Below are 26,938 nucleotides of genomic sequence, written 5' to 3'. Positions count from 1 at the left end.
CACGCAAGGAGACTCCGATGCGCACGAACCTTTCATGCTGTGTCCTCGCAGGCCTGGGCCTGGCGTTGGCTTCCCAGGCACAAGCGGCCACCACGGTGACCGGGAGTATCAGCTCGACCCTGACGCTGATTGCGGCGTGCCAGGTCAATGGCACGTCGGGCACGTCGGGGCTTGACTTCGGTGCCTTGGACTTCGGTACCCATGATGCCTTGTTTGTCACCGCCGAAGCCCAGGTGCTGGGAGGCGGGGGGGGCGCCATGAGCGTTCTGTGCTCTGCAGGTACGGTGCCTGTGATCAAAGTGCGGGCAGGCCTGCATGACGGCCAGTCTAGTGGTGGCTCCCGTGCGCTCGCCGATGGTTCTGGCAACTATGTGCCGTATGACCTCTATACCGACGCTGGGCGTACGACGTTGCTGGCGGTCGACGACACCATCACCCTGCCGACCAGTACCGGCGCCGCCCAGACCGTCAACCTTTACGGCAAGGCCGTCGGCAAGGCGGGCCTGCCCGCAGGGGTCTACAGCGATACGATCTCGGTCGAGCTGTCGTTCTGACCCATGCGCGGCTGGCTGGCAGGTGGCCTGACTGGCGTAAGCATGCTATTGACCGCGCCATTGGGGGCAGTGACCACCAGTACCTTCACGGTGACGGCGCAGGTTGTCGCCGGGTGCCTGGTGGTGGGGGGTGTCACCAGCTACGGCACGCTCGATTATGGCTCGCAGTCGGCGCTGTCCACGGGGCTGCTCAGCACATCGCTGGGTGGTTCTACCGTGACGTTCCAGTGCACGCCGGGCGTGGCCATGAGCATGAGCCTGGACGGCGGGCAAAACAGTGCCAGTGGTACACGCAACCTGAAGCGCACCAGTGGCACGCAAGTGCTGGCCTACCAGTTGTACCGGGACGCGACCTATACCCAGGCCTTGGGAATTGGCCAGAGCGTGGCGGTGAGCTATGCCGACCCGACAGCGATCAAGCTACCGGTGTACGGCCGGGTCCAGCTGACCGGTACGCAGCCGGCAGGGACCTACACCGATGTGGTGCAAGTGACGGTGACCTGGTAAACGCCAGCGCCACCCATGACAAGTGTCTAAGGAGAGCTGCATGCGGGCAGGCGCGAAGTGGACGCGTGGTTTGACTGGATTATTGTCGCTGGCAAGCCTGCCGGCCTGGGCGGCCACTTCGGTGCTGATCTGGCCGATCGACCCGGTGCTGGAGGCCGACCAGAAGGCAGGTGCATTGTGGCTGGAAAACCGTGGCACTGCGCCGGCAAACCTGCAGGTGCGGGTATTCGCCTGGCGCCAGGGTGATTATCAGGAGCAGTACCAGGCGCAGCGCGAGATTATCGGCAGCCCGCCGGTCGCCAACATTGCACCCGGGCAGAAGCAACTGATCCGCCTGACCCGCACCGGCACTTCACCTGCCGGCCAGGAGCAGGCCTACCGCATCATCATCGACGAGATTCCGCCTGCCATCCCGGTCGACAAGGCCGAGCCTGGGGCTACGGCGGCCATTCGTTTGCAGATGCGCTATTCGGTGCCGCTGTTCGTCTATGGCGAAGGGCTGTGGGGCAAGGCCGACCCTGAAGGCAAACGCAATGCCGAGGGCGTGGGCAAGCCGCAGCTCAGTTGGCGCCCGGTGACGGTGCAGGGCAAGCCCTACATTGAACTGCGTAACACGGGCCCAGTGCATGCGCGGCTGACCGATGTGGTCGTGCAGCAAGGCCGCCAAAGCAAGCCACTGGCTGAAGGCTTACTGGGTTATGTGCTGCCGGGTGCAAGCATGCGCTGGCCGGCCCCCGTGGCATCCGGCAGTGGCAGCGTGCTGAAGGGCAGGGTCAATGGTCAGCGCTCGGCGGACGCCATCCGCCAAGACCAATGAGCCAACGACCGAATGCAGGGCAGGCGTCAGGGAGGACCCGGCAATGGTTGGAAACCGTGTGTGAAATGGCTCCCGGCGACGACGTGCCGCTGGTGCCTGGGGCTGGCCATGGTCAGCTCCGCGCTGGTGCTGGCCGACGACTTGCCCCCACCGCCCACGGAGATGTCCGCCATCGCCGAGGCTACCCTTTACCTCGACCTGGTGGTGAACCAGATGCCCAGGGGTGACCTGATACCGGTGCAGCAGCGGGCCGGGCGGTTGTACCTGGACAGCGACGTATTGCGTGCAGCCGGCGTTTCGCTGCCGGGCAACCCCCAGGGGGAGGTGGCCCTGGACAGCATCGCGGGGCTGCACACCGACTACGACAGTCAGAACCAGCGCCTGCTGCTGCAGGTGCCGCCAGCCTGGTTGCCAGAACAGCAAGTGGGTGATCGCAACCTTTACCCGGCCAGCGATGCGCGCAGCAGTTTCGGCGCCCTGTTCAACTACGACCTGTATCTCAACGACACCGATGAAGGTGGCACCTACCTGGCCGCCTGGAACGAGCTGCGCCTGTTCGACAGCTGGGGTACCTTCTCCAGTACCGGCCAGTGGCGCCAGTCTTTCAATGGCGCACAGGCGGACGATACGCGGCGAGGCTTCATGCGTTACGACACCACCTGGCGCTTCACCGACGAGCAGCGCCTGCTGACCTACGAAGCCGGTGACTTCGTGACGGGCGCCTTGCCCTGGAGCAGCTCGGTGCGAGTGGGTGGGGTGCAGCTGTCACGCGACTTCGCTGCGCGCCCGGATCTTGTCACTTACCCCTTGCCTGCGTTCGCCGGCGAAGCGGCGGTGCCCACGTCGCTCGACCTGTTCATCAACGGTTTCAAGTCCAGTACCACTGAACTGCAGCCAGGCCCGTATACCCTGACCAACGTGCCGTTCATCAACGGCGCCGGGGAGGCGGTGGTGGTCACCACTGATGCCCTTGGCCGGCAGGTGTCGACTACCTTGCCGTTCTATGTCACCAGCAGCCTGCTGCAGAAGGGCCTGTCGGACTACTCGGTGGCCGCCGGCAGCCTGCGCCGTGATTACGGCGTACGCGATTTCAGCTATGGGCCGGGTATCGCCTCAGGTAGCCTGCGCTATGGGCTCAGTGACATCTTCACCCTGGAAACCCACGCCGAATCGGCTGAATCGCTGGTGCTGGGTGGGCTGGGTGGCAACATGCGCGTGGGCAACTTCGGCGTGCTCAACGCTGCCTTGGCGCAAAGCCGGTTCGAGGGCGACAAGGGCCATCAGGTCGCCCTTGGCTACCAGTACAACAGCCAGCGCATCGGCTTCAGTTACCAGCGCCTGCAACGCCATGGCGACTATGCCGACCTGAGCCGGGTGGGCTTCCCGGATATGCAGCTGAGCAAAAGCAGCGAACAGGTCACTCTCAGCTTCAACCTGAACGAGTACGGCAGCATTGGCGCTGGTTACTTCGACGTGCGCGCCGGTGACGGGACGCGTACGCGGTTGATCAACCTGAGCTACAGCAAGCCGCTGTGGGGCGGCAGCAGTATGTACCTGTCGGCCAACCGTGAAGTGGGTGACAGCCAGTGGGCGGTGCAGGCGCAGTTGGTGATCCCGTTCGACCTGCACGGCACCCTGGCGCTGAGCATGGAGCGCAGCAATGAAGGCGAGACCCTGCAACGGGTCAACTACAGCCGTGCGGTGCCAGCCGGTGTCGGCGTCGGTTACAACCTGGGCTATGCCGCAGGCAGCGACCGTGATGCCTATCGCCAGGCCGACGTCACCTGGCGCCTGCAATCGGTGCAATTGCAGGCCGGTGTGTATGGCAGCAGCGGCGACATGACCCGCTGGGCCGACGCCAGTGGGTCTCTGGTGTGGATGGATGCCGGCGTGTTCGCCGCCAACCGTATCGATGATGCCTTCGTGGTGGTCAGTACCGCAGGTTACGCCGATGTGCCGGTGCGTTATGAAAACCAGGAGATCGGCCGCACCGATGCCAAGGGGCACTTGCTGGTGCCTTACAGCAGCGGTTACTACCGGGGCAAGTACGAGATCGACCCCATGAACCTGCCACCGGATGTCCTCGCACCGGACGTTGAGCAGCGTGTAGCGGTGCGACGGGGCAGTGGCTACTTGCTGGAATTCCCCCTCAAGCGTGTCATGGCGGCCAGTGTCGAATTGGTGGATGGCAACCAGCAGGTGCTCAAACTGGGTAGCCGTGTCACCCACGCAGAGAGCGGCACCCTGGCGGTGGTGGGGTGGGACGGGTTGGTGTACCTGGAGAACCTGTCGTCGCATAACCACCTTCAGGTAGCGCTTGACGGGGGTGGAAATTGCGAAGTGGAGTTCGATCTGCCTGAAGCACAAGGCTCGATCCCTCTGATTGGTCCGCTGGTGTGCCGATGAAGGCTTGGTTGCGCGGCCTGGGGGCGAGCGTGCTGCTGTTGCCGAGCGCTTCGGCCTGGGCGCTTTGCTCGTCGGTGGCCACGTTGCCGGCAGCGTTTGGCAGCCTTAATTCAACGCAGGTTCGCAACACCGTACAGACGGCTTCCAGCCTGAACTCCGGGTTGCAGTGCACCGGTTCACTACTGACCTTGCTCAGCAGCGGTGATCACTTCTACGCCACGATCACGCCCGCCTCGGGTGGGCTGGTCGGCCCGACAGGCGATGTCATTCCCTACACGCTCTATGCCGACAACACCACCCGCTACCCGATTACCCGGGGTGTGGCCTACGACTTCGCCCGCAACGGTATCCTCGACTTGCTGGGGCTGCTCGGCGGTACCACGCCCAAGGCGGTGCCGATCTACATGCGCACCCAAATTGGCAGCAATGTCGCGGCCGGGTTGTATCAGGAGGCCCTGACCGTGGCCTGGAGCTGGGATTATTGTTCGGGTATTGGCGCGTTGGGGATATGCCTTGGGCGTGACACCGGCTCGGGTAGCCAGATCTTGAACGTGAGCCTGACGGTGACCAACGATTGCCAGATCACCACCCCTGACATCAGTTTCGCCAGTGCGCCGGTGGTGGCGGGGTTCGGCACGGTGAGCCAGGGCATAAACGTGTCATGCACCAAGGGCAGCAGCTACACGGTAGGGCTGGATGACGGGCAGAACGTTTCCGGTGGGCGGCGGCGGATGAAGTCTTCGGCCAACAACTACCTGGCCTATGACATTTTCAAAAGTGCCGGGACCGTGCGCTGGGGGGCGTCAGGGGCTGCCAGGCGTTCCAGTACGGATGCCGACATCAACCCCGGCGTGGGTACCGGCACGGGTAGCCAGGTGTTCAACTACAACGCCAAGGTCTATACCGATCAGGCGACACCGCCGGCTGCGACCTATACCGACAGTGTGATACTGGATGTGCAATTCTGAACCTGTCGTCCTTCCGGTGGTTCATACCCCCTGAAGGAGCCGCCGTGTGTCGCGACGTGCTGCTCCTGCAGGGGCTGCGCAAGGCGAGGTTCAGCGCAAATCGCCTACCATGCTTGCCAGGGTCTCCAGTACCGCTCCGGCCAGTGCCTTCGAACGCGCCCCCGACCACCCGGTGACGACATCGGGTGCGTCGTCATGGTCCTTGAACGGCATCTCCAGCGTCAGTGACAGGCAGTCATGTGCCATGCCCACCGCATTGCAGGCCAGCGTCGTGTTCGCCTGTCCGGGTTCGTCACGGGTATAGCCATGCACCGTCTGGAAGTCGCGGGTCAGGCTGCACAAGGTGCTACGGAACTGCTCTTCGAGCTTGGCCAACCGAGGGGTGTAACCCGGGTTGCCCTCGCATGCGGCCGTGAACACGTGCGGGATCTCTTCGTCGCCGTGCACGTCGATGAAGGCATCCACACCGTACTGCTTCATCTGCGCCTGTGCAAAGAACACTTCCGGGCTGAATTCGACGCTGGCGTCCTGCCAGGCGCGGTTGAGGTCCTTGCCCTTGAAGTTGGTGCGCAGGTGGCCGAGGAAGGCGCCGTCGGGGTTCATGTTGGGGATCAGGTAAAGGTCGGCCTTGGCCAGTAATTGCTGGATCACTGCGTCGTTGGTCTGCAGGCGGTCGATCACGCCTTCCATGAACCATTCGGCCATGTGCTCGCCCGGGTGCTGCTGGGCAATCAGCCACAGCTTGCGTTTGCCTTCGGCACCGTCACCTGCCCGCAGCAGCGGGATATCGCGGCCCTGAATACTGCGACCGCAGGCCAGCAACTCGACCCCCGGGAGTTGGCGGGCACGTTCGATCAGCTGGTTGTGGCGGGCTCGCGGGTAGGGCTCGAAATAGGCGAACCAGATCTGGTCCTGTTCAGCCGTGACCTCGAACGATAGCGCCGCACCGTCGAACTGGCTGGGCACGCGGAACCAGCGCTGCTGGTCGTAGCTGGCGACCGCGTTGTAGCCGCTCCACGCGTTCTTGTACGAGGAGCCAGAAGCGTTGTCCAGGCTGAAGCGATGGACCTGCCCCGGTGTCAGCCCGCTGACCTTGAAGTGGAACCACTGGTAGTGGCCGCTGTGGGTGTCCGGGCGAATGGCCAGGTGTACCTGGGCCGGGTTGCTGGCATCCAGTACCTGTATGTTGCCGGAGTCGAAATCGCAGTCGATCTGCAGGGGGGACAGCGTCACGGTCATGTGCCGGGCTCCTTTGCGGGCATTGTTGTAGGGGTACTGTATAAGGCTTGGCGGGGATGCTGTGCAAGATCAGGCAGGGCGAGCCGTTAGCGGCCGCCCTTATGCAGCAAGCTGGTGACCGGTAAATGTGTGGACTTCAGGTTATTTGAAGAACTGGCTGGGCGTGGTACCGAACTGGCGCTTGAACATGCTGGCGAAGGCACTTGGGCTGTCATAACCCAAAGCCCCCGCCACATCGATGATTCGCTCGCCCAGCGCTATCCGCTCCAGTGCCTGCATCAGCCGCGCCTGCTGGCGCCACTGGCCGAAGGTCATACCGGTTTCCTTGCGGAACAACCGCTGGATGGTCTTTTCGTCCACCCCCAGTCGCAGGCCCCAGTCGGCAACGGTGGCGTTATCCTCGGGCTGTTCTTGCAGCGCCGTGCAGATCACCCTCAGTCGCTTGTCGCTGGGTTGCGACAGCTTCAGCGGCAACGTCGGCAGTACGCAGATTTCGTCGAGGATCAGGCGCATGACCCGGGCTTCTCGCGAGTCCTCGGCAAACGGAGCGGTGAAGCCCACCGAGGTCTTGATCAGCTCGCTGAGCAGCGGCGAGATGCTGATGGCCTTGCTCTGCAGGGGCAGGCCTGCTGCCGCGTCGATGCGCACGAACACACTGCGCATCTTCACGTCGCCGACACAGCGAATGGCATGCACCTGGCCGCAAGGCATCCACACGCCGCGGCTGGGTGGCACAGTCCAGCATTCGTTGCCGGACTCGACGATCATCAGGCCTTTGATGGCATAGATCAGTTGATGTTTGGTATGGCTATGGGGCTCGATGAACCAGTCGCTTGGGTAGTCTGTCGCACGGCTACCGACTTCCCAGGTCCACTCATCGACCTCCACCAACAATTCACGCTGCGGCTTTACCATCGTGACCTCATATCGGAGCAGCCTGGCAGCGCCACTTTAGCAGCAACGACCTGGGCGGGCCCGCGAGTGGGTGGCCGGCAGCAAGGCGGTGGCCAACCCGAGCAGCGGCAGGAACGCGATGGCCTGGTACACCCATTCGATGCCATGCCGGTCGGCCAGTGTGCCCAGGCCGGCTGCACCCACGCCGCTGATGCCGAACATCAGCCCGAACATCACCCCCGAAACCATGCCGACCCGGCCTGGCACCGCCTCTTGGGCATACACCACCAGGGCAGCGAATGCCGAGGACATTACCAGGCCGATGGCCACCGCCAGTACGGCTGTCCAGGCGAGGTTGGCATGGGGCAGGGCCAGGGCGAAGGGCGCCACGCCGAGGAACGAGACCCAGATCACGGCCTTGCGCCCGATGCGATCACCCACCGGGCCACCGGCAAAAGTGCCCAGCGCTACGGCTGCGAGGAACACGAACAGGTACAGCTGGCTGTGCTGCACACTCAGGCCGAAATGCTCGATCAGGTAGAAGGTGAAGAAGTTGGTGAACGAAGCGATGTAGACGAACTTGGCGAACATCAGCACGGCGATCACCACCACCGCGCGCCACATGGCACCCCGCGACAGGCCAGGGGCCTGTTGGCCCGCGAAGCTCTTGAGCTGGGCCTGGCCGTGGCGCACGCTCCAGCCCGTCACACGCAGCAGCACCAGAACAGCCAGCGCAGCGGCCAGCATGAACCAGGCAATGGCCGGTTGCCCGTGCGGAATGATGATGGCAGCGGTGAGCAGCGGGCCGAGGGCCGAGCCGGTATTGCCGCCGACCTGGAAGGTTGACTGCGCGGTGCCGAAGCGCCCGCCGGAGGCCATTCTGGCCACCCGTGAGGCCTCTGGGTGAAAGGTGGCCGAACCCACGCCGATCACGGCGGCAGCCACCAGCAGCATTTCATAGCTGCCAGCAAAGGCGAGCAGGGCGATACCCACCAGCGTCACCAGCATGCCGGCAGGTAACAGGTAGGGTTGCGGGTGCTTGTCGGTGAACATGCCGACCCAAGGTTGCAGCAGGGAAGCGGTTACCTGATACACCAAGGCGATCCAGCCTATCTGGGCAAAGCTCAGCGCGAAATCGCTTTTCAGCATGGGGTAGATCGATGGCAGTACGGCTTGAATCAGGTCATTGAGCAGGTGGGCGAATGCAGCCGCACCGACGATGCGCACGACAAAGCCTTGAGGCTGGTCGGCAGGCGTGGCGGCGGCTATGGAGGCGGCGGAGGTTGTCATGGGCAAGGTTCTTCTATGGCAAGGGAGCAAGGCATTGCCGTAGCAGGTTATCCAGTGCCCAGGTGGCCTGTCTCACGCCGAACAGGCAGCCAATGTCGCGTTTCGGGCATCCTTGCCTGCAGCCTGAAAAGAGAACGGAGGCGCCCGGCATTCCATCATTACAGCGTGAGGAAGGACAGAGGTGTATCGGGCGCGGCCCGTGTGCAGGAACGGCCTTGTGTCGCGATGGGCCGCTCCAGCAGGTGATGCGATCAGGCCATATCGGCTGCGGTCTTGCCGGCGACCTTGCTGCGCCCGCCCAGCCATACCAGCAACAGCCCCGCAGTCGCCAGCACACCCCCGGCCATTGGCACGGCGGCGTAGCCCAGGTTCAGGCTGATAACCGCACCACCCAGCGCCGCGCCCACGGCGTTACCCAGGTTGAACGCACCCACGTTGATCGACGATGCCAGGCCCGGCGCCTCGATGGCGGCAGTCATTACGCGCATTTGCAGCGGCGGTACCACGGCGAAGGTGAACATGCCCCAGACCAGCAGGGCGATGGCGGCGCCGATGTGGCTGCTCAGTACCAGGGGCATCAGTAGCATGATCAGCGCCAGCACGGCGAGGAAGATCTTCGCCGCGCCATCCAGCGACCAGTCCGCCAGGCGGCCCCCCAGGCTGTTGCCAAGGGTGAAGCCAACCCCGATAAGGACCAGCCCCAAGGTTATGAAGCTGTCCGAGGCACCGGTCAGTTCGGCCAGCACTGGTGCCACGTAGGTGTACAAGGTGAACATGGCACCGGCACCGAGCACCGTGGTGGCCATTGCCAGCAGCACGCTGGGGCGGGCAATGACTGCCAGTTCCTTGCGCACATGCGGCACGCTGCCGCGTTCACCCTTGGGCAGGGCGTACCACAGCGCGGCCATGGCCAGCAGGCCGAGTACGGCGGTGCCGGCAAATGCCATGCGCCAGCCGATCTGCTGGCCGATCCAGGTGGCGGCCGGCACGCCGCCGATGTTGGCGATGGTCAGGCCCATGAACATGGTGGCCACGGCGCTGGCCTGTTTCTCCTTGGGCACCACGCTGGCTGCCACCACGGCTCCCAGGCCGAAGAACGCACCATGGTTGAGGCTGGTGACCAGTCGCGAAGCGAGCAGGGTGTAGTAGTCCGGCGACAGCGACGACAGCAGGTTGCCAAGGGTGAAGATGGCCATCAATGCCATCAGCGCAGCGCGCCTCCCAAAGCGGCTGAACAGCAGGGTCATGATCGGTGCGCCGACCATCACGCCAATGGCATAGGCGGTGATCAGCATGCCGGCGCTTGGGATACTCACCTCCACGCCCTGGGCGATGACCGGCAGTAGCCCCATCGGGGTGAACTCAGTAGTACCGATGCCAAAGGCGCCAATGGCCAACGCGAAAAGCACGCGGCCGGGTCTCATTGTTTGAGCAGTCATCGGTGTCAGTCCCAGGTTGGCGCCAGGCCGTCGGGGCTGACCTCGCGGCCATTGCGCTCCAGCTTGGCGATGCGTGCCATGTCGTCGCTGTCCAGCTTCAGGCCACGGGCAAGCAGGTTGCTGGCCAGGTTTTCACGCTTGGTCGACGACGGGATCACGGCATAGCCCAGTTGCAGGGCCCAGGCCAGGGCAACCTGGGCGACAGTAGCCTTGTGCTTGGCGGCGATCTGGGCCAGTACCGGGTCTTTCAGCACTTTGCCGTAGGCCAGGGTCATGTACGAGGTCACGGTGATCCCTTGTTCCTGGAGGAACGCGGTCAGCTTGCCGTTCTGCAGGTACGGGCTGAGCTCGATCTGGTTGGTGGCGATTTCCCCTTTGCCGACCACGGCAATGGCTTGCCTGGTCAGTTCGATGTTGAAGTTGGAAACGCCGATCTGGCGAGCCAGGCCTTGCTGCTTGGCGTCGGCCAGGGCCTTCATGTACTCGGGCAGCTCTACGCCGTTGCCCGGCGCTGGCCAGTGGATCAGCAGCAGGTCGACGTAGTCGGTGCGCAGCTTCTGCAAGCTGTCACGCAGGCTGGGGATCAGCTTGTCGGCGGCGTAGTTGTCGACCCAGATCTTGGTGGTGATGAACAGCTCGCTGCGCGGCACGCCGCTTTCGGCGATGGCCTGGCCGACTTCGGCTTCGTTCTTGTAGATCTGTGCGGTATCGATGACGCGGTAGCCGACTGCCAGGGCAGACTTGACCGAGTCGATGACGGTTTGGCCGGTGAGGCGGAAGGTGCCGAGGCCGAAGGAAGGAACGCTCATGGGGTTGCTCCTGAATAGGGGGAGGATCATGTGGTGCCCAGTGTGCAGGTTTGAACGGCAGCGAATAAGCCGCTACGGCGCCAAAGTCATTTGACCTGTAGGCACAAATACATTTTCAAGCTGTGCATTCACTACATAAATAGAGCCCGAGGGGATTGGAACCTTGTTCAGCTAGCGCTTTTTATCAAGCGTTGAGGCTGCCCATGACCCCTTCAGTAATACCCGCCGATTCCATCGATGCGCTGATTGCCCGTCAGCTGCCAGGCTGGCTCAAGCGCGCGTCTGCCCAAGAGCTGACAGGGCTGCGCGCCGCTGCTTTGCGCCAACAGCGGGCGCAGGACCAAGTCGACGCCTGGTTAGGGGCCATAACCCCCTTGGATGAGTTCGCCGAGTCGTTGCTCAAAAGAGCACTTGAGGCCCATTCGATCAGGCAGGTAGACCTGCGCCAGGCACAGCTCAGGCTGGTGACGCTGCAGCCAAGACCGTCGATATCTCCTGCTTTACCTAGCACTTCGACACGCATCGTCAGCACCCAGACCCTGCTCTCGGCGGCACTGCATAACTTCCACGAAAAGGAAATGCAGCCTGGCTGGTTCGCGGCCGGGTCGCAGTTGGTCACTGCTAGCGGGCACCTGCTGCCGCTAAGTGCGCAAGCCTTTGTCCGCCTTTGCAGAGACCTTGATATCGGCAGGCGTTATCAAAGCCATTTGCAAGCGAAGCTTGAAGGCGAGGGGGTGGCCGTCGAGAGCACCCTGGAGGAGGCGATGAGCGCCAACCTGGCGCTTGCTGCAATCGCCGCAAGGATCAAGGGTGAAATCGATGAGCAGACCTGTCAGTGGATCAACCAGGTGGTGGGCACAGCGTCTTTCCTGCCAGCCGACGACACCGTGTTGAAGTGTCACACACTGAGGCTGTTGGGCAAGGAAGTCATTGGCGCACTGGTGATCGAAGTGCGTCAGAACGCCCGCCTGCTTGGCGTTATCGCGTGGTTGCCTGAGGACCCGTATGCCCCGGTGAGTTGGCACACCAGCTGGGAACTGCTGTACATGACCCTTGGCATACGCTTGCGTAATGAAGCGTATCGGCGGTACTTCCAGCGCTTCGTCGCAGAGCGTGATCGCGTCGCCTTCTGCGCGACGCTGAACGCGCTGCTCAACCACGGTAATACTGTTCTTCCGCTTGAGCTGGATGGCCGCTGTTTTGCGATCGAGGGCGACGTGTTCGTCGCGCTGCGCCAAGCCCGGATCGACAAAATGCGGGATGACGCGCGGGTACTGGCGGTATCGACAGAGGATGAGGATATCGCCGACCGCCGCGCACGTTTGCAGGGCTATCTGGACTTGGGCTTGAGCGTGGCAGGCCTGGCAGCGCTGTTTGTGCCTGTGTTGGGGCAGGCCCTGCTGGGGCTTACGGTGGTGCAACTGGCGGGTGAGGTGTACGAAGGCTACCAGGATTGGCAGTTGGGTGATCGCGACGCCGCATTGGGCCACTTGTTCAACGTGGCCGACACGGTCGTGATAGCGGCGGTGACGACGGCCGGGGCGGCGGCACTTGGCAAGCTGGCACAGCGAGTGGCGCGGGTGGATGCCATGGTGCCGGTAAGCCTGGGCGATGGCCAGTTGCGGCTGTGTGATCCCTCCTTGTCGGGCTATCAGCGTGAGGGCGTCGATCTGATGGTAGGACAGGCCGTGAATGAAACTGGCCGTTCGCTGAGGCGCCTGCACGACGCTGTCTATGAAGTGAGCGAAGGGGACGATGGCGCATGGCGTATTCATCATCCATCAAGGCCGGGGGCGTATTCACCGGCACTTGAGCACAATGGTGCCGGGGGATGGGTGCATGAGTTCGAGCAACCGCAGCGCTGGCATGACCCCGCCAGCATGGTGCGCCGCCTTGCCAGCCGCACGGCGCAGGTGCCCGATGAGGCGGTATCCGTAGCGCTGCAGGCAACCGGTTTCGATGCTGACTGCCTGCGCCGTTTGTTACTGGAAAATGCGCCCCCGCCGGCACGTTTGCTCGATGCCATCGAGCGCCAGCAATTACACCGTGATTTTCCGGCGTTGCGAGGTGAAGCTTTCGAGGAGGTCTTCAACGAGCGACAGATCAGCCCGCAAGCAGCGGACCGGGTCTTGATGCGGGACTTCCCAGGCCTTTCCCACCGCTGCGCAAGGGAAATCGTCGAGGGAGCCAGCAGTGTCGAGATGGAGACCCTGACTGGCGCAGGCCGGGTACCCCTGGCCTTGGCGGAACGTGCACGCTGGGCAATACGCGACAGCCGAATAGACCGTGCCTGTGCAGGGTTGCGCCAGGCCGCTGCAGAAAATGACGATACCGGCAAGCTCGCGCTGGGCCTGATCGATGCCATCGCCCCTTGGTCGACCGGGGTCAACGTTGAGCTGCCTGCCGCGGGCAGGGGTGGGTTGCTGCAGACGTTGAGACAGCAACTGGACAGCCGTCAGCGACAGTTGCTTGGTATGAGCCAGATGACGGATGACGCACTGGGTGAGCGGCTTGGGCGTGAGGCACTCGCAGACCGTGAGTCGGCGGCCCGGATGATTGGGCTGGCCCGTGTGGGGCAGGGGATTCGCCCTCCTGTGCGGTTGTTCGATGGGCGTTTGGGCTACCCGCTCAGTGGCCACTTGACAGGGACCCGCCAGGCACTGCGCCGCACGTTGAACCACGTGTATCCGGTGATGAGCAGTGAGCAACTGGAGGTCTACCTGCAAGACCTGGCGCAGCGGGGGGTGGATCCGTGGAACCATGTCAGCCAACTGCTACAGGCCAAGGTCAGCCTCAAGCAGGCATTGCAAGCCTGGCGAAATGACGCAGGGCTGAACATTGTCCGCCGCCTGCGTCGTATCAAGGTTGCCAGGCGCATTACGGCAAGCTGGCAGCGCTTTACCCCTGGGGAGATGGCGGGTGACTACCACCTGACCCTCGTGGGTGAGCGGGTGGGTGACCTGCCGGCTTTGCCTGAAAATGTGAGCTTTGACCACATCACGCACCTGACCCTGCGCGATATGCAGCTGACGAGCCTTGATGCGGGCTTTATTGGTCGCTTCAGCAAGGTGCGCAACCTGGACTTGCGGAACAACCGGCTGACTCGCCTTCCTGCAGGTATCGAGCAACTGACCGAATTGAAAAACCTGCGCCTTGGCGGCAACCAGATCGTGCTTTCCAGCGAGGATAACCTGCGTTTGAGCCAGCTTGTGGAGCTGCACCGTTTGGAGCTCAACGGCAACCCGGTCGGTTTGCTGCCACCCTTGGCGTCTTTCCCCCTGCTGCGCCGGCTGTCCTTGCGCAACACCGGGCTGGGCGAACTGCCCGCTGATCTGGCCAGGCACGGTAATCTGGAGTTGCTGGACATGCGTGACAACCAGATCCAGACGCTGCCTGAAGCGTTGTCCCTAGTGCCGCTTCGCTTGTTGCGGGGCCTGGAACTGCACGACAATCCACTCTCGGACGAAACCCTGCAGCGCTTGCAGTTGGCCAGGGCGTCGGCCGGGGCTGCTGAGCGTCGACGTGCAGCTCATGCCACTTCGATCCCGAACGCTGCAGCCCCTTGGTTTTCAGGGTTCACGCCAGCCCAGCGCGAGGTGCGATTGGCGAGCTGGAACCGCTTGAGCCAGGAAGCCGGGGCACAGGATCTGTTCCGCTTTTTCTATGATTTACGCGCCCTGCGTGAATACGACGCACAACCGCGCGACCTTCAGGCGCGAGTGTGGCATATCCTCGAAGCCTGCGAGCAGCACGCTGAAGTACGCGCGAGCCTGTTCGAGCAAGTTGCCCGGCCGCGCAGTTGCAGCGACGAGTTGCTGCTGACGCTCAGCGAGCTGGAGATTGGCGCGATGGTCGTCAGGGCCGGAACAGCCGGTACCGGGTTGCAGAAAGAGCGGGCGCTGGTCAGGCTGGGGCGTTCGTTGTTCCGCCTGGACAAAGTCAACGCAATTGCCGCGCGGCATATTGCGGATTACTTTTCGAACGATCCCGTTGAGGTTTACTTGACCTATCGCGTCAGGCTGGCGGATAGCCTCGACCTTCCCGTGCAGCCCAGCCATCTTTCGTATGAGAGTTTCAGCGGCGTTGGCCGTGAAGACCTGGACGCCGCGCGCAGCGAGGTGCTGCGGCAGGAAACGCCACAAGCCTTGGCTCAGGCGCTGGCAGATCGATCCTTCTGGCAGGACTATCTGCACGAGCAGCAGGCGGCGCGCTTCAGCCGCCTGGACGAGCCTTTTCAGCAGCGCCTGGATGCGTTGCTCGAACAATCGAAAACGCTGAGCGATGGCGACTATTTTGCCCAAGTCGAGCATATCTGCGCAGAGCGTGAGGCAGCAAAACGGCAGCTTTTGCTTGAATTGAGCCGAGAGGCAATTCAACGCCACGGCCTATGAACGAAACAGCCCGCCTAGAGGCGGGCTGTTCGCTGGGGCGGGACGATCAGCGGCGGCGGAATAGCGGCAGCGGTTCGTCGGTGGCGGCCTGGTAGGTCACCGAGAAGTCCTTCAGGCTTTGCAGCGCGTCTTCCGGGTCCTTGTCGGCACGGATGGCGAATGCGTCGAAGCCGCAGCGGGCCATGAAGAACAGCTGGTCGCGCAGCACATCGCCGATGGCGCGCAGTTCGCCTTTGAACTTGTAGCGGTCACGCAGCAGGCGCGCATTGGAGTAGCTGCGGCCGTCGGTGAATGCCGGGAAGTTCAGGGCGATGACCTGGAAGTGGTGCACGTCTTCACCGATTTCCTCCGCTTCCTGGTCGCTGTCCAGCCATACACCCAAGCCACCATCGCGGGCCTTGAGCACATGGGCATGGTCGCGCCACATCTGTAGCGGGACGATGTAGTCGTCGCAGTTGGTCAGCTCGTCGAACGAGGTTTCCTTGGGCAGCAGGTGCCAGGTTTCGTCGACGATCTGGTTGTTCTTAATGATTCGCTGCATAGACGCGTTCCTTGAAGGGGTCGATGCCAATACGCTGGTAGGTGTCGATGAAACGCTCTTCCTCGGTACGTTGCTCGACGTACACGGCAATCAGCTTCTCGATCACATCGGCCATGTCATCCTGCGCGAAGGACGGGCCAAGGATCTTGCCCAGGCTTGCGCCGCGCGCGGCGTTGCCGCCCAGCGACACCTGGTAGAACTCCTCACCCTTCTTGTCCACGCCGAGGATGCCGATGTGGCCCACGTGGTGGTGGCCGCAGGCGTTCATGCAGCCGGAGATGTTCAGGTCGATCTCGCCGATGTCGAACAGGTAGTCCAGGTCGTCGAAACGGCGCTGGATGGACTCGGCAATCGGGATCGACTTGGCGTTGGCCAGCGAGCAGTAGTCGCCACCCGGGCAGCAGATGATGTCGGTCAGCAGGCCGATGTTCGGAGTGGCGAAGCCGCCTTCGCGCAGTTCCAGCCACAGCGCGTGCAGCTGGCGCTGCTCGACATCGGCGAGGATGATGTTCTGCTCGTGCGAGGTGCGCAGGAAGCCGAAGCTGTAGCGTTCGGCCAGGTCGGCCACGGCGTCCAGCTGCTTGTCGGTCAAGTCACCCGGAGCAACACCGGTCGGCTTGAGTGACAGGGTCACAGCCACGTAACCCGGGCGTTTGTGGGCACGGGTGTTGCGCGAGCGCCAGCGGGCGAACCCTGGGTACTCGGCATCCAGTGCGGTGTAGTCGACGTTGTCGAGTGCGAGGTACTCGGGGTCGACGAAGTGGCGCGACACACGCTGCACTTCGGCCTCGGTCAGGGTGGTGCTGCCGCCTCGCAGGTGGACCATTTCGGCCTCGACCTTTTCGGCGAACACTTCCGGGGTAAGGGCCTTGACCAGAATCTTGATCCGCGCCTTGTACTTGTTGTCACGGCGACCGTAACGGTTGTACACGCGCAGGATGGCGTCGAGGTAGCTGATCAGGTCTTGCCACGGCAGGAACTCGTTGATGAACGAGCCCACCACCGGGGTACGGCCCAGGCCACCACCGACCAGCACACGGAAGCCCAGTTCACCGGCAGCGTTGCGCACCGGCTCCAGGCCGATGTCGTGCACTTCGATGGCGGCGCGGTCTTCCTGCGAGCCGTTGATGGCGATCTTGAACTTGCGTGGCAGGTAGGCGAATTCCGGGTGGAAGGTGGTCCACTGACGGACGATTTCACACCACGGGCGCGGGTCGACGATTTCGTCTGCTGCCACACCGGCGAACTGGTCGGTGGTGGTGTTGCGCAGGCAGTTGCCGCTGGTCTGGATCGCGTGCATCTGCACGGTGGCCAGCTCGGCGAGGATGTCGGGGATGTCCTCCAGCGCCGGCCAGTTGAACTGCACGTTCTGGCGGGTGGAGATGTGGGCATAGCCCTTGTCGTAGTCGCGAGCGATCTTGGCCAGGGTGCGGACCTGATTGGCGTTCAACTGGCCGTACGGCACCGCGACACGCAGCATCGGCGCGAAACGTTGGATATAAAGGCCGTTCTGCAGGCGCAGAGGGCGGAATTCTTCTTCGCTCAGCTCACCGGCCAGGTAGCGGCGGGTCTGATCACGGAACTGCTTGACGCGGTCCTCGATGATCCGCTGATCGTACTCGTCGTATACGTACATAAAAGTCCTGTCTCAGGCATGCAGCTATTCGCGCGCACGGCCGCGCACTCCGGTACGGAGCCGGGGAACGATATCAGGTTGCGGTTATGCGCTAAAGTGATGTTTTTGCATATGAAAAGAACCAAATGGACTATGTGAGATTGACTGCCATTTGTGCGTTGAGCGTGGCCAGGCGTTTATAATCCGGCGTTTGCTTCGCAGAGATGTGACCCCATGCTCAAGGCCCTGTGCCAAAGCTTGTGCCTAGCCTTGCCACTGGTGGCAAATGCGCAACCGGCTTCGGTGGTGTTTCTCAACCCGGGGCTGTCCACCGAGACATTCTGGACCAGCTATACCCGCTTCATGAAGGCCGCCGCGGACGAGCTGGGCATGTCCCTGCAGGTGCAATACAGCGAGCGCCGCGCCGACCTGATACTGACCCAGGCCCGGACGATCCTGAACGCGCCGCAGCGGCCGGATTACCTGGTACTGGTCAACGAGCAGTACGTGGCACCGGAAATCCTGCGCCTGTCGCGTGGCACCGGGGTGAAACTGCTGCTGGTCAACAATGGCCTGACCGCCAGCCAGCGCCTCAGCATCGAGGCTCAGCCCGACAAGTATGCCGAGCCGCTGGGTACCTTGATGAGCAACGACGAGCAGGCGGGCTACCAGATGTTGCACTCGATGCTCGCACAACTGCCTCGCAACGCAGGGCCGGTGGATCTGCTTGCCTTTGCCGGGGTCAAGACCACCCCGGCCTCGCAGTTGCGCGTTGAGGGCATGCGCCGCGCCTTGGCCGATTTCCCTCAGGTGCGCTTGCGGCAGGTGGTATACGGCGGCTGGAACCGCCAGCGCGCCTACGAGCAGGCGCAACAGTTGCTGGAGCGTTACCCGGCCACCCGCCTGGTGTGGTCGGCCAATGACCAGATGGCCTTTGGTGCGATGCAGGCGTTCGAGGAGGCCGGGTATACACCGGGGAGTGATGTGCTGTTCGGTGCCGTCAACAGCTCGGCCGAAGCCTTGCGCGCGCGTATCGATGGGCGCTTGAGCGTGCTGATGGGGGGGCATTTCACCCTTGGCGGTTGGGCCATGGTGATGCTGCACGATGATGCCCATGGTCTGGCGTTGAACCGCGACGGCCTGCGCGAGCGCCGTGTTCCGGTATTGCAGGAAATCGATCAGGCCAAGGCCAGGCGTTGGTTGAAGCTGCTGGAAAGGGACGACTACGGCGTCGATTTCCGGCGTTACAGTGCCGAAGGGCGGCCGCCCGGTTACCGTTACCCGTTTCTGGCGTCACCGGTCGAATATTGAATGGCCCCGCTTGAGGGAAGGACATTGCTCGTCTTAACTGCTGGTGGTGAAGTGCATTCCCATAACCACTACAAGAGGCAATGCAATGGGAAACCCAACCAAGGTCCGCAAAGCTGACAGCAGTGTCGATGCCTGGGCGATCCTCTGCCTGATCGTTCTGGTGGTAGTCACTGCCGTGTATTGGGTCAGCCACCAGTGACTTGAAACTCAAGACCGTGATGTAACAGGAGCGCCTGCGGGAGGGAATCCCGCCGGCGCTTTATTATTGCCTGTGCCCGCCTCTGCGCAGTGGAAACATCTGCCTTGAAAATGACGCAGGACCGCTGTAGGCGCGGGTTTACCCGCGAAGAGGGCGGCACAGGTTAGCGGGTCAGGTGCAGGGCCAACTGCACCAGGCCGATCAAAATCGCGATGAACACCAGGGTGAACAGCGCCCCCAGCGCAATGAAATGGCTGGCTTTGCCGTGGGTGAAGTCGCGTGCGCGGTTTTTGCCGCTTTGCACGCCGAAGGCGGCGGCGAGGATGCTGTGAAGCATCTGCCAGAGGGTCGGGGGTTTGCCCTGGCTGGAATCGTCCATGGTGGCTCCTGGGGAAATCAGAGGCAATCAGGGACAGTGTAGGCAATGGTTGCGAGGTTGCCTGTGCCGGCCTCTTCGCAGGTACACCCGCCCCTACAGGTAAGTCATGGCCCTTGAGGCCTGTTTCATACCTGTGTGGGCAAGCCCGCGAAGAAGCCAGCGCAGTCGTTTAGCTGTCATACCCCAGGTTAGGCGCCAGCCAGCGCTCGCTTACGCTGACATCCTGGCCTTTGCGCGCGCTGTAACGTTCGATCTGGTCCTTGTCGACCTTGCCGACGGCAAAATACTTCGCCTGCGGGTGGGCGAAGTACCAGCCGCTGACCGCCGCCGCCGGGAACATCGCGAAGTGCTCGGTGAGGTACACCCCGCTCGGCCCGGTTTCACCGATGGCGGTGCCATCGAGCAGGCGGAACAGGGTTTCCTTTTCGGTGTGGTCAGGGCAGGCCGGGTAACCAGGAGCAGGGCGGATGCCGCTGTACTGTTCCTTGATCAGCGCCTCGTTGTCCAGGTGCTCGTCGCGGGCATAGCCCCAGTGCTCTTTGCGCACCTGCTCGTGCAGCCATTCGGCACAGGCTTCGGCCAGGCGGTCGGCCAGGGCCTTGACCATGATCGAGCTGTAGTCGTCGCCCTTGTCCTGGTAAGCCTTGGCTACTTCCTCGGCACCGATGCCGGCGGTGGTGATAAAACCACCTACATAGTCGGTCACGCCGCTGTCTTTCGGTGCGACGAAGTCGGCCAGCGACCAGTTGGGCTTGCCGTCCGGCTTGATGGTCTGCTGGCGCAGGTGGTGCAGGGTGGCCAGTGCCTGGCCATCTTCGCCGTAGACTTCGATGTCGTCATCGGCCACCTGGTTGGCCGGCCAGAAGCCGAATACCGCGCGGGCGCTGATCAGCTTCTCGTCGATCAGCTTGTCGAGCATCTCGCGGGCATCCTTGTACAGCGCCGTAGCGGCCTCGCCAACCACCTCGTCGGTAAGGATGCGCGGGAACTTGCCGGCCAGGTCCCAGGAGATGAAGAACGGGGTCCAGTCGATGTATTCGGCCAGGGTGCGCAAATCGATGTCCTCCAGCACCTTGACGCCGGTGAAGGAGGGCACCGCTGGCTGGTAGCTGGCCCAGTCGTACTGCGGCTTGGCGGCGATAGCCTGGGCGTAGCTGAGGCGCTCGGTGCGGGCGCTGCGGTTGGCGGTGCGCTCGCGCACGTCCACGTATTCCAGGCGGGTTTTCTCGACAAAGCCCGGCTTCAGTTCTTTGGACAGCAGCTGGGTGGCCACGCCGACCGCGCGCGAAGCGTCGGTGACGTAGATGACTGCGTCGTTGCTGTACTTGGGCTCGATCTTGACCGCCGTGTGCGCCTTGGAGGTGGTGGCGCCACCGATCATCAGCGGCAGTTCGAAGCCCTGGCGCTGCATTTCGCGGGCAACGTGGACCATTTCGTCCAGCGACGGGGTAATCAGGCCGGACAGGCCGATGATGTCGCACTTCTGCTCGCGGGCCGTCTGCAGGATCTTCTCCGCGGGCACCATCACGCCAAGGTCGACGATGTCGTAACCGTTACAGCCCAGCACCACGCCGACAATGTTCTTGCCGATGTCGTGGACGTCGCCTTTCACCGTGGCCATCAGGATCTTGCCCTTGGCTTCCGGCTTGTCGCCTTTTTCGGCCTCGATGAACGGGATCAGGTGAGCAACGGCCTGTTTCATCACTCGGGCCGACTTGACCACCTGCGGCAGGAACATCTTGCCTGCGCCGAACAGGTCGCCGACCACGTTCATGCCGTTCATCAGCGGGCCTTCGATCACTTCGATGGGGCGCGTGCACTGCTGGCGGCATTCTTCGGTGTCTTCGACGATGAACGCGGTGATGCCCTTGACCAGCGCGTGCTCCAGGCGTTTTTCCACCGGCAGCGAGCGCCACTCTTCGTTTTCCACTTCCTTGGTTGCGCCGCCGCCCTTGTAGTCGTCGGCGATGGCCAGCAGTGCATCGGTGCCATGCGGGGTGCGGTTGAGCACCACATCCTCGACCTTCTCACGCAGTTGGGCCGGGATCTCGTCGTAGATCTCCAGCTGGCCGGCGTTGACGATACCCATGGTCAGGCCGTTCTGGATCGCGTGATACAGGAACACCGAGTGGATCGCCTCACGCACCGGATTGTTGCCGCGGAACGAGAACGACACGTTGGACACACCGCCCGAGCTCAGGGCGTGGGGCAGGTGGTCGCGGATATAGGCACAGGCTTCGATGAAGTCGACGGCGTAGTTGTTGTGTTCTTCGATACCGGTGGCGACGGCGAAGATGTTCGGGTCGAAGATGATGTCTTCTGGCGGGAAGCCCACTTCGTTGACCAGGATGTCATAGCTGCGCTGGCAGATTTCCTTCTTGCGCGCGGCAGTGTCGGCCTGGCCGACTTCGTCGAAGGCCATGACCACCACGGCAGCGCCATAGCGCTTGCACAGGCGGGCGTGGTGCTTGAACTGCTCGACGCCTTCCTTCATGGAAATGGAGTTGACGATCCCCTTGCCCTGGATGCACTTGAGGCCGGCTTCGATCACTTCCCACTTGGACGAGTCGATCATGATCGGTACGCGCGAAATGTCCGGTTCGCCCGCGATCAGGTTGAGGAACCGGACCATGGCCGCCTGGGAGTCGAGCATCCCTTCGTCCATGTTGATGTCGATTACCTGGGCGCCGGCCTCGACCTGTTGCAGGGCGACTTCCAGGGCTTCGGTATAGTTCTCTTCGCGGATCAGCCGGGCGAACTTGGCAGAACCGGTGATATTGGTGCGCTCACCGACGTTGACGAACAGCGACTGGCGGTCGATGGTGAACGGCTCCAGGCCCGACAGGCGGCAGGCCTTGGCGATTTCCGGAATCTCGCGCGGCTTGTACTTGGCCACGGCTTCGGCAATGGCCTGGATGTGCCCCGGCGTGGTACCGCAGCAGCCGCCAATGATGTTGAGGAAGCCGCTGGCAGCGAATTCCTCGACCACCGCAGCCATCTCGGCCGGGGTTTCGTCGTACTCGCCGAAGGCATTCGGCAGGCCGGCATTGGGGTGGGCGGACACATGGGTATCGGCCTTGGTCGCCAGCTCTTCCAGGTACGGGCGCAGGTCCTTGGCGCCCAAGGCGCAGTTCAGGCCCACGGAAATCGGCTTGGCGTGACGCACCGAGTTCCAGAACGCTTCGGTAGTCTGGCCCGACAGGGTACGGCCGGAGGCGTCGGTGATGGTGCCGGAGATCATGATCGGCAGTTCAACGTTGTCGTCCTCGAACACTTGCTGCACGGCGAAGATCGCCGCCTTCGCGTTGAGGGTGTCGAAGATGGTCTCGATCAGGATCAGGTCGGCGCCGCCTTCGATCAGGCCGCGGGTGGCCTCGATGTAGTTTTCTACCAACTCGTCGAAGGTGACGTTGCGGAACCCTGGGTCATTGACGTCCGGGGAAATCGAGCAGGTCCGGCTGGTTGGGCCGAGCACGCCGGCGACGAAGCGCGGCTTGTCCGGCGTCTCCAGAGTCTTGGCATCGGCAACCTGGCGAGCGATGCGCGCGCCTTCGACGTTCAGCTCGTAAACCAGCGACTCCATGCCGTAGTCGGCCTGGGAAATCTGCGTGGCGTTGAAGGTGTTGGTTTCGAGAATATCGGCACCTGCATCCAGGTAAGCCTTCTCGATGGCGGCGATCACGTCCGGGCGGCTGAGCAGTAACAGGTCGTTGTTACCCTTCACATCGCTTGGCCAATCGGCAAAACGCGTGCCACGATAGTCGTGTTCCTCTAGACGGTAGCTTTGGATCATAGTACCCATGCCGCCGTCGAGGATCAGGATGCGCTCTTTGAGTGCGTTCTGGAGTGCTTGGAGACGAGCGCTGCGGTCGGACATAGGAACTACCTGGTCGGGCAAATATCAGAAGGTGCCGAATCATAACAAAGCTGCGCGGTTTTTAGGCATGTCGCCCATTTGCATGAAAACTGCTCATGTTGAACGGGCGCTGACAGCGCAAAGCACCCAGGATGACCAGGCAACAAATCGTGATGGCTTTCAAGAACCAGGACTTTCCGCACATGGTGCATCGTATCCTTGCTGGCGCCTTCGCCCTGCTCATCAGCGGCGCGGCATTCGGGCAAGCCCCCCAGTCGAGCCCGGCCATTTCCTACACCCGGGACATTCAACCGATCTTTACCGAGAAGTGCGTGGCCTGCCATGCCTGCAACGACGCCGCCTGCCAGCTGAAGCTGGAAAGCCCTGAAGGCGCTGTACGCGGGGCCAGCAAGGTCCCGGTGTACCAGGGCGAGCGGAGCAAGGCGGTGCCCACCACGCGGCTGTTCTACGACGCACACAGCGAAGAGCAATGGCGCAAGAAGGGCTTCTACTCGGTGCTCGACAACCAGGGCAGTCAGGCCGCGCTGATGGCGCGCATGCTGGAGTTGGGCCACAAAACCCCGCTTACGCCCAACGCCAAGCTGCCCGAAGAGATCGTCCTGGGCCTGAGCCGCAACAACATGTGCCCGTTGCCCGATGAATTCGACGCCTATGCCGGCGCACACCCCAAGGAGGGCATGCCGTTGGCGGTGACCGGGCTGACCGACGACGAATACACCACCATGCGCCGCTGGCTGGCGGCCGGTGCGCCGGTGGAGTATCAGCCGATCCAGCCTAGCGCGGCCGAGGCCAGGCAAATCGCAGAGTGGGAAGAACTGCTCAACCGCCCGGGTTCCACCGAGGCGCTGGTGGGCCGCTGGCTGTACGAGCACCTGTTCCTGGCACATATCTACTTCGTTGGCGGCGAGCAGGGCCACTTCTTCCAGTGGGTGCGCTCGCGCACGCCAAGTGGCAAGCCGGTCGATATCATTGCCACCCGCCGCCCCAACGACCCGCCGGGCACGGACTTCTACTACCGGTTGATCCCGGTGCAGGGCGTGATCGTGCACAAGACGCACATCACCTACCCGATGGGGCCGCAGAAACTTAAGCGCGTGAAGCAGCTGTTCTACGCCGGCGACTGGCATGCCACCGCGCTTCCGGGCTACGGCCCGCGCCACCGGGCCAATCCGTTTGAAACCTTCGAGGCGATCCCGGCGGTGGCGCGCTACCAGTTCATGCTGGATAACGCCGAGTACTTCGTGCGCACCTTCATCCGTGGCCCGGTGTGCCGCGGGCAGATTGCCACTGACGTGATCCGCGACAACTTCTGGGCGCTGTTCCAGGAGCCGGCCTTCGATCGCTACATCACCGATGCCGAGTATCGGGGCAAGGCTACGCCCTTGCTGGCCATGCCTGGCCAGATCGATGACGTGGGCAGTGTGCTGAGCCTGTGGCACGCCTATCGTGACAAGCGCAACGACTACGAGAAACTGCGCCGTGAAGCCTATGCCGAAATGCCGGCACCGAGATGGTCGACGCTGTGGGCCGGTAACGACAATGCGCTGCTGAGCATCTTCCGCCACTTCGACAGCGCATCGGTGACCAAGGGCCTGGTGGGGGATGTACCGCTGACTGTGTGGCTGTTCGACTACCCGTTGTTCGAGCGCACGTATTACCAGTTGGCGGTCAACTTCGATGTGTATGGCAACGTTTCGCACCAGTTGCAGACGCGCCTGTACTTCGACCTGATCCGCAATGGCGCCGAGATCAACTTCCTGCGCCTGATGCCGGCCGACCAGCGCAAGGCGATCCTTGGCGACTGGTACCAGAACAGTGGCAAGGTGAAGATGTGGATGGATTATGAAGACATCGACACCGACACCCCGAGTGGTATCAAGCTCGACTCGCGCAACCCCAAGCGCGACTTTGGCCTGAAGCTGCTGCAGCGCACCGGCAGCCTGAATGCCGCGCCGGACCCGATCAATCGCTGCCAGGGCGCGTTCTGCTCACGGCCGCAGATCAGCGAAGAGTTCCGCAATGCCGAGCAGTCGCTCAGCCGACTGGTGTCGCGCCCGGCGGCCGGGCTGAAGGTGATCAACCAGTTGCCCGAGGCGACCATGCTGCGTATCGAAGGGCAGGACGGCCAGCGTCAGGTGTACAGCCTGCTGCGCAACCGCGCGCACAGCAACGTGGCGTTCCTGCTGGGTGAGGCGTACCGCTACCAGCCGGGGCTGGATACCCTGACCCTGTACCCGGGTGTGCTCACCAGCTACCCGAACTTCATCTTCAACATCCCCACCAAGGATGTGCCGGAGTTCGTCGAGGACATGGAGTATGCGAAAGATGACGCGGCGAAGTTCGAGCGCATTGTCATGCGCTGGGGGGTGCGCCGCAGTCACCCAGCGTTCTGGCACTACTTCCACGACCTGAACAGCTATATCAAGGAGACCGAACCGGTCGAGGCGGGCGTGCTGGACATGAACCGCTACGAGAACCTCTGATCGGGTTGGCTGACTTTTCCGAGTGCCCTGCGGTCGGAAACGGTGGGTGGTCTTGATCGATTGCAAAGGGGCTGCTTTGCAGCCCTTCGCGGGTATGGCGCTGCCATCAAGGCTGGCGCTGGCCTCTGCACTCGATACGGGCCTCAATGCACCGCCAAGCGCAGGGTATTCCATGCTGTATTCGCTTCAGGCATTGCGGGCGTTCGCCGCCTGGGTGGTGGTCTGCCACCATTTCATGCAGATCTTCTTCGACTTCCACGCCACCGGCCCCATCGGCCAACTGCTTACCGACCGTGGCGCGGTGGGCGTCGACATCTTCTTCGTCATCAGTGGGCTGGTCATCTACCTGTCGACCCGTGACAAAGCCATCGAACCGCGCCAGTTCCTGCTCAACCGGGCGCTGCGCATCGTCCCTGCCTACTGGTTCTACACCGCCCTGATGGCCATGTTGCTGCTGGCATGCAGCCAATGGATGCCACATCAGGCGTTTACCTGGCCGCACCTGTTGCTGTCACTGCTGTTCATCCCGGCGGAAAACCCAGGTGGCTACGGCCTGTACCCGACCCTGAACGTGGGCTGGACGCTGAACTTCGAGATGTTCTTCTACCTGCTGTTCGGCCTGGCGTTCCTGGTACGCCAACAGCATCACCTGCTGCTGGTGACTGCCGCACTGTTGCTGGTCAGTGAGGTACTGGGGCGCATGGGCGTGGTCAGCCGCTTCTACAACAACGACATCATCTACGAGTTTCTGCTGGGCATTGGTGTCGGCGTACTGTACCGCCGCGGGCTGATCCGCCAGGGCCGGTGGTTGCCGCTGGCGTTGCTCGGTGTGGCGGGCCTGGCGATCTACTATCTGGACGCTTCCCAGCGCTTGCTGCACTGGGGTATGCCGAGCGCGATGATTGTGCTGGCCTTCGTGGCCATGGAGCCGCTGTTCCAGGGCAATCGGCTGCTCAAGGCCCTTGGCGACTGTTCGTACTCGGTGTACCTGATTCATGTGCTGGTGCTGTATGCAGGCTGGTTCGCCAGCCAGCGGCTGCAGCTGAACCCGTTCCTGACATTTGCCCTGTGCGTGCCGTCCATTGGACTAATGTCGTGGTTCAGCTACCAGTGGCTGGAGCGCGGCCTGTACCGGCGAATGCAGGCCTGGCTGACGGCGCAACGGGGGGCGGCCCCGGAATATGCGCTTTCCCGAGTCAATTGCTAGGACTTTGTTCAA

Annotated in this window: 18 protein-coding genes; 9 read left to right on the top strand and 9 right to left on the bottom strand. The window is 62.8% G+C overall.

Annotation, left to right across the window (positions count from 1 at the left end; genetic code table 11):
* Positions 1–17: 17 nt before the first annotated feature.
* From QCL51_RS15755 to QCL51_RS15735, 5 genes are all read left to right on the top strand, one after another.
* Complete coding sequence (locus QCL51_RS15755; RefSeq protein ID WP_338443699.1) at positions 18–554, top strand: spore coat U domain-containing protein; 537 nt, start codon at positions 18–20, stop codon at positions 552–554.
* A 3-nt stretch (positions 555–557) separates the two neighbouring features.
* The gene (locus tag QCL51_RS15750) at positions 558–1,061 is read left to right on the top strand and encodes a spore coat U domain-containing protein (protein ID WP_338443698.1); all 504 of its coding nucleotides are present in this window, start codon (positions 558–560) and stop codon (positions 1,059–1,061) included.
* Between the two features lie 40 nt (positions 1,062–1,101).
* Positions 1,102–1,878: a molecular chaperone gene (locus QCL51_RS15745; protein ID WP_135192347.1), complete on the top strand. Its 777-nt coding sequence runs from the start codon at positions 1,102–1,104 to the stop codon at positions 1,876–1,878.
* Positions 1,879–1,986: 108 nt separating this feature from the next.
* Positions 1,987–4,284, top strand: coding sequence for a fimbria/pilus outer membrane usher protein (locus tag QCL51_RS15740; RefSeq protein ID WP_135192374.1), 2,298 nt, complete (start codon positions 1,987–1,989; stop codon positions 4,282–4,284).
* A complete protein-coding gene (locus tag QCL51_RS15735) occupies positions 4,281–5,252 on the top strand; it encodes a spore coat U domain-containing protein (protein WP_021782856.1) in 972 nt (323 codons plus the stop codon). The genes QCL51_RS15740 and QCL51_RS15735 overlap by 4 nt, the downstream gene beginning before the upstream one ends.
* A 90-nt stretch (positions 5,253–5,342) precedes the next feature.
* Here QCL51_RS15735 and QCL51_RS15730 read toward each other — a convergent pair whose 3' ends face one another.
* The 5 genes from QCL51_RS15730 to dkgB all read right to left on the bottom strand — a co-directional run bounded on the left by QCL51_RS15730 (position 5,343) and on the right by dkgB (position 10,923).
* Positions 5,343–6,491, bottom strand: coding sequence for a M14-type cytosolic carboxypeptidase (locus tag QCL51_RS15730; RefSeq protein ID WP_021782855.1), 1,149 nt, complete (start codon positions 6,489–6,491; stop codon positions 5,343–5,345).
* Positions 6,492–6,632: 141 nt separating this feature from the next.
* The gene (locus tag QCL51_RS15725) at positions 6,633–7,406 is read right to left on the bottom strand and encodes a helix-turn-helix transcriptional regulator (RefSeq protein ID WP_021782854.1); all 774 of its coding nucleotides are present in this window, start codon (positions 7,404–7,406) and stop codon (positions 6,633–6,635) included.
* Positions 7,407–7,442: 36 nt separating this feature from the next.
* Positions 7,443–8,675 (bottom strand): MFS transporter, encoded by a 1,233-nt coding sequence (locus tag QCL51_RS15720; RefSeq protein ID WP_103462712.1) that lies wholly within the window; start codon positions 8,673–8,675, stop codon positions 7,443–7,445.
* Between the two features lie 251 nt (positions 8,676–8,926).
* Positions 8,927–10,114 carry an MFS transporter gene (locus QCL51_RS15715; RefSeq protein ID WP_181004836.1) on the bottom strand — a complete coding sequence of 396 codons (1,188 nt, stop codon included), beginning with the start codon at positions 10,112–10,114 and terminating at the stop codon, positions 8,927–8,929.
* 5 nt (positions 10,115–10,119) lie between these two features.
* The gene (dkgB, locus tag QCL51_RS15710) at positions 10,120–10,923 is read right to left on the bottom strand and encodes a 2,5-didehydrogluconate reductase DkgB (RefSeq protein WP_103444084.1); all 804 of its coding nucleotides are present in this window, start codon (positions 10,921–10,923) and stop codon (positions 10,120–10,122) included.
* 203 nt (positions 10,924–11,126) lie between these two features.
* On the opposite strand from dkgB, the gene QCL51_RS15705 reads away from it, so the two are divergent.
* The gene (locus tag QCL51_RS15705; protein ID WP_325948266.1) at positions 11,127–15,314 is read left to right on the top strand and encodes an NEL-type E3 ubiquitin ligase domain-containing protein; all 4,188 of its coding nucleotides are present in this window, start codon (positions 11,127–11,129) and stop codon (positions 15,312–15,314) included.
* 46 nt (positions 15,315–15,360) lie between these two features.
* Here QCL51_RS15705 and QCL51_RS15700 read toward each other — a convergent pair whose 3' ends face one another.
* Together QCL51_RS15700 and QCL51_RS15695 are read right to left on the bottom strand one after the other, a co-directional pair.
* On the bottom strand, positions 15,361–15,855 hold the full coding sequence (locus QCL51_RS15700) for a DUF934 domain-containing protein (protein ID WP_003250391.1): 495 nt from the start codon (positions 15,853–15,855) through the stop codon (positions 15,361–15,363).
* Positions 15,839–17,491, bottom strand: a complete 1,653-nt coding sequence (locus QCL51_RS15695; RefSeq protein WP_021782849.1) for a nitrite/sulfite reductase — start codon at positions 17,489–17,491, stop codon at positions 15,839–15,841. Before QCL51_RS15695 ends, QCL51_RS15700 begins: the two co-directional genes overlap by 17 nt.
* 213 nt (positions 17,492–17,704) lie before the next feature.
* Here QCL51_RS15695 and QCL51_RS15690 point away from each other — a divergent pair, with 213 nt between their 5' ends.
* The gene (locus QCL51_RS15690; RefSeq protein WP_135192349.1) at positions 17,705–18,781 is read left to right on the top strand and encodes an ABC transporter substrate-binding protein; all 1,077 of its coding nucleotides are present in this window, start codon (positions 17,705–17,707) and stop codon (positions 18,779–18,781) included.
* A gap of 362 nt (positions 18,782–19,143) precedes the next feature.
* Here the strand turns inward: QCL51_RS15690 and QCL51_RS15685 are convergent, their stop codons facing one another.
* Together QCL51_RS15685 and metH are read right to left on the bottom strand one after the other, a co-directional pair.
* Positions 19,144–19,359 carry a DUF2970 domain-containing protein gene (locus tag QCL51_RS15685; protein WP_103444087.1) on the bottom strand — a complete coding sequence of 72 codons (216 nt, stop codon included), beginning with the start codon at positions 19,357–19,359 and terminating at the stop codon, positions 19,144–19,146.
* 169 nt (positions 19,360–19,528) lie between these two features.
* Positions 19,529–23,236, bottom strand: coding sequence for a methionine synthase (metH, locus tag QCL51_RS15680; protein ID WP_021782845.1), 3,708 nt, complete (start codon positions 23,234–23,236; stop codon positions 19,529–19,531).
* Between the two features lie 182 nt (positions 23,237–23,418).
* On the opposite strand from metH, the gene QCL51_RS15675 reads away from it, so the two are divergent.
* Entirely contained in the window at positions 23,419–25,719 is a 2,301-nt protein-coding gene (locus QCL51_RS15675) for a fatty acid cis/trans isomerase (RefSeq protein WP_323600836.1), read from the top strand.
* A gap of 172 nt (positions 25,720–25,891) precedes the next feature.
* Positions 25,892–26,926, top strand: a complete 1,035-nt coding sequence (locus QCL51_RS15670) for an acyltransferase (protein ID WP_330508143.1) — start codon at positions 25,892–25,894, stop codon at positions 26,924–26,926.
* Positions 26,927–26,938 lie beyond the last annotated feature (12 nt).

This window comes from Pseudomonas sp. LTR0, from assembly GCF_036630035.1.
Lineage (GTDB): Bacteria > Pseudomonadota > Gammaproteobacteria > Pseudomonadales > Pseudomonadaceae > Aquipseudomonas > Aquipseudomonas putida_Y.
The sequence above is the reverse complement of the archived record's forward strand: the minus strand, read 5'-3'. Positions and strand labels throughout refer to the sequence as shown.

What these genes read in the sequence shown, in the direction of transcription:
- QCL51_RS15755 (WP_338443699.1), top strand. Translation starts at nt 18, where the DNA reads ATGCGCACGAACCTTTCATGCTGTGTCCTCGCAGGCCTGGGCCTGGCG.
- QCL51_RS15750 (WP_338443698.1), top strand. Translation starts at nt 558, where the DNA reads ATGCGCGGCTGGCTGGCAGGTGGCCTGACTGGCGTAAGCATGCTATTG.
- QCL51_RS15745 (WP_135192347.1), top strand. Translation starts at nt 1,102, where the DNA reads ATGCGGGCAGGCGCGAAGTGGACGCGTGGTTTGACTGGATTATTGTCG.
- QCL51_RS15740 (WP_135192374.1), top strand. Translation starts at nt 1,987, where the DNA reads ATGGTCAGCTCCGCGCTGGTGCTGGCCGACGACTTGCCCCCACCGCCC.
- QCL51_RS15735 (WP_021782856.1), top strand. Translation starts at nt 4,281, where the DNA reads ATGAAGGCTTGGTTGCGCGGCCTGGGGGCGAGCGTGCTGCTGTTGCCG.
- QCL51_RS15730 (WP_021782855.1), bottom strand. Translation starts at nt 6,491, where the DNA reads ATGACCGTGACGCTGTCCCCCCTGCAGATCGACTGCGATTTCGACTCC.
- QCL51_RS15725 (WP_021782854.1), bottom strand. Translation starts at nt 7,406, where the DNA reads ATGGTAAAGCCGCAGCGTGAATTGTTGGTGGAGGTCGATGAGTGGACC.
- QCL51_RS15720 (WP_103462712.1), bottom strand. Translation starts at nt 8,675, where the DNA reads ATGACAACCTCCGCCGCCTCCATAGCCGCCGCCACGCCTGCCGACCAG.
- QCL51_RS15715 (WP_181004836.1), bottom strand. Translation starts at nt 10,114, where the DNA reads ATGACTGCTCAAACAATGAGACCCGGCCGCGTGCTTTTCGCGTTGGCC.
- dkgB (WP_103444084.1), bottom strand. Translation starts at nt 10,923, where the DNA reads ATGAGCGTTCCTTCCTTCGGCCTCGGCACCTTCCGCCTCACCGGCCAA.
- QCL51_RS15705 (WP_325948266.1), top strand. Translation starts at nt 11,127, where the DNA reads ATGACCCCTTCAGTAATACCCGCCGATTCCATCGATGCGCTGATTGCC.
- QCL51_RS15700 (WP_003250391.1), bottom strand. Translation starts at nt 15,855, where the DNA reads ATGCAGCGAATCATTAAGAACAACCAGATCGTCGACGAAACCTGGCAC.
- QCL51_RS15695 (WP_021782849.1), bottom strand. Translation starts at nt 17,491, where the DNA reads ATGTACGTATACGACGAGTACGATCAGCGGATCATCGAGGACCGCGTC.
- QCL51_RS15690 (WP_135192349.1), top strand. Translation starts at nt 17,705, where the DNA reads ATGCTCAAGGCCCTGTGCCAAAGCTTGTGCCTAGCCTTGCCACTGGTG.
- QCL51_RS15685 (WP_103444087.1), bottom strand. Translation starts at nt 19,359, where the DNA reads ATGGACGATTCCAGCCAGGGCAAACCCCCGACCCTCTGGCAGATGCTT.
- metH (WP_021782845.1), bottom strand. Translation starts at nt 23,236, where the DNA reads ATGTCCGACCGCAGCGCTCGTCTCCAAGCACTCCAGAACGCACTCAAA.
- QCL51_RS15675 (WP_323600836.1), top strand. Translation starts at nt 23,419, where the DNA reads ATGGTGCATCGTATCCTTGCTGGCGCCTTCGCCCTGCTCATCAGCGGC.
- QCL51_RS15670 (WP_330508143.1), top strand. Translation starts at nt 25,892, where the DNA reads ATGCTGTATTCGCTTCAGGCATTGCGGGCGTTCGCCGCCTGGGTGGTG.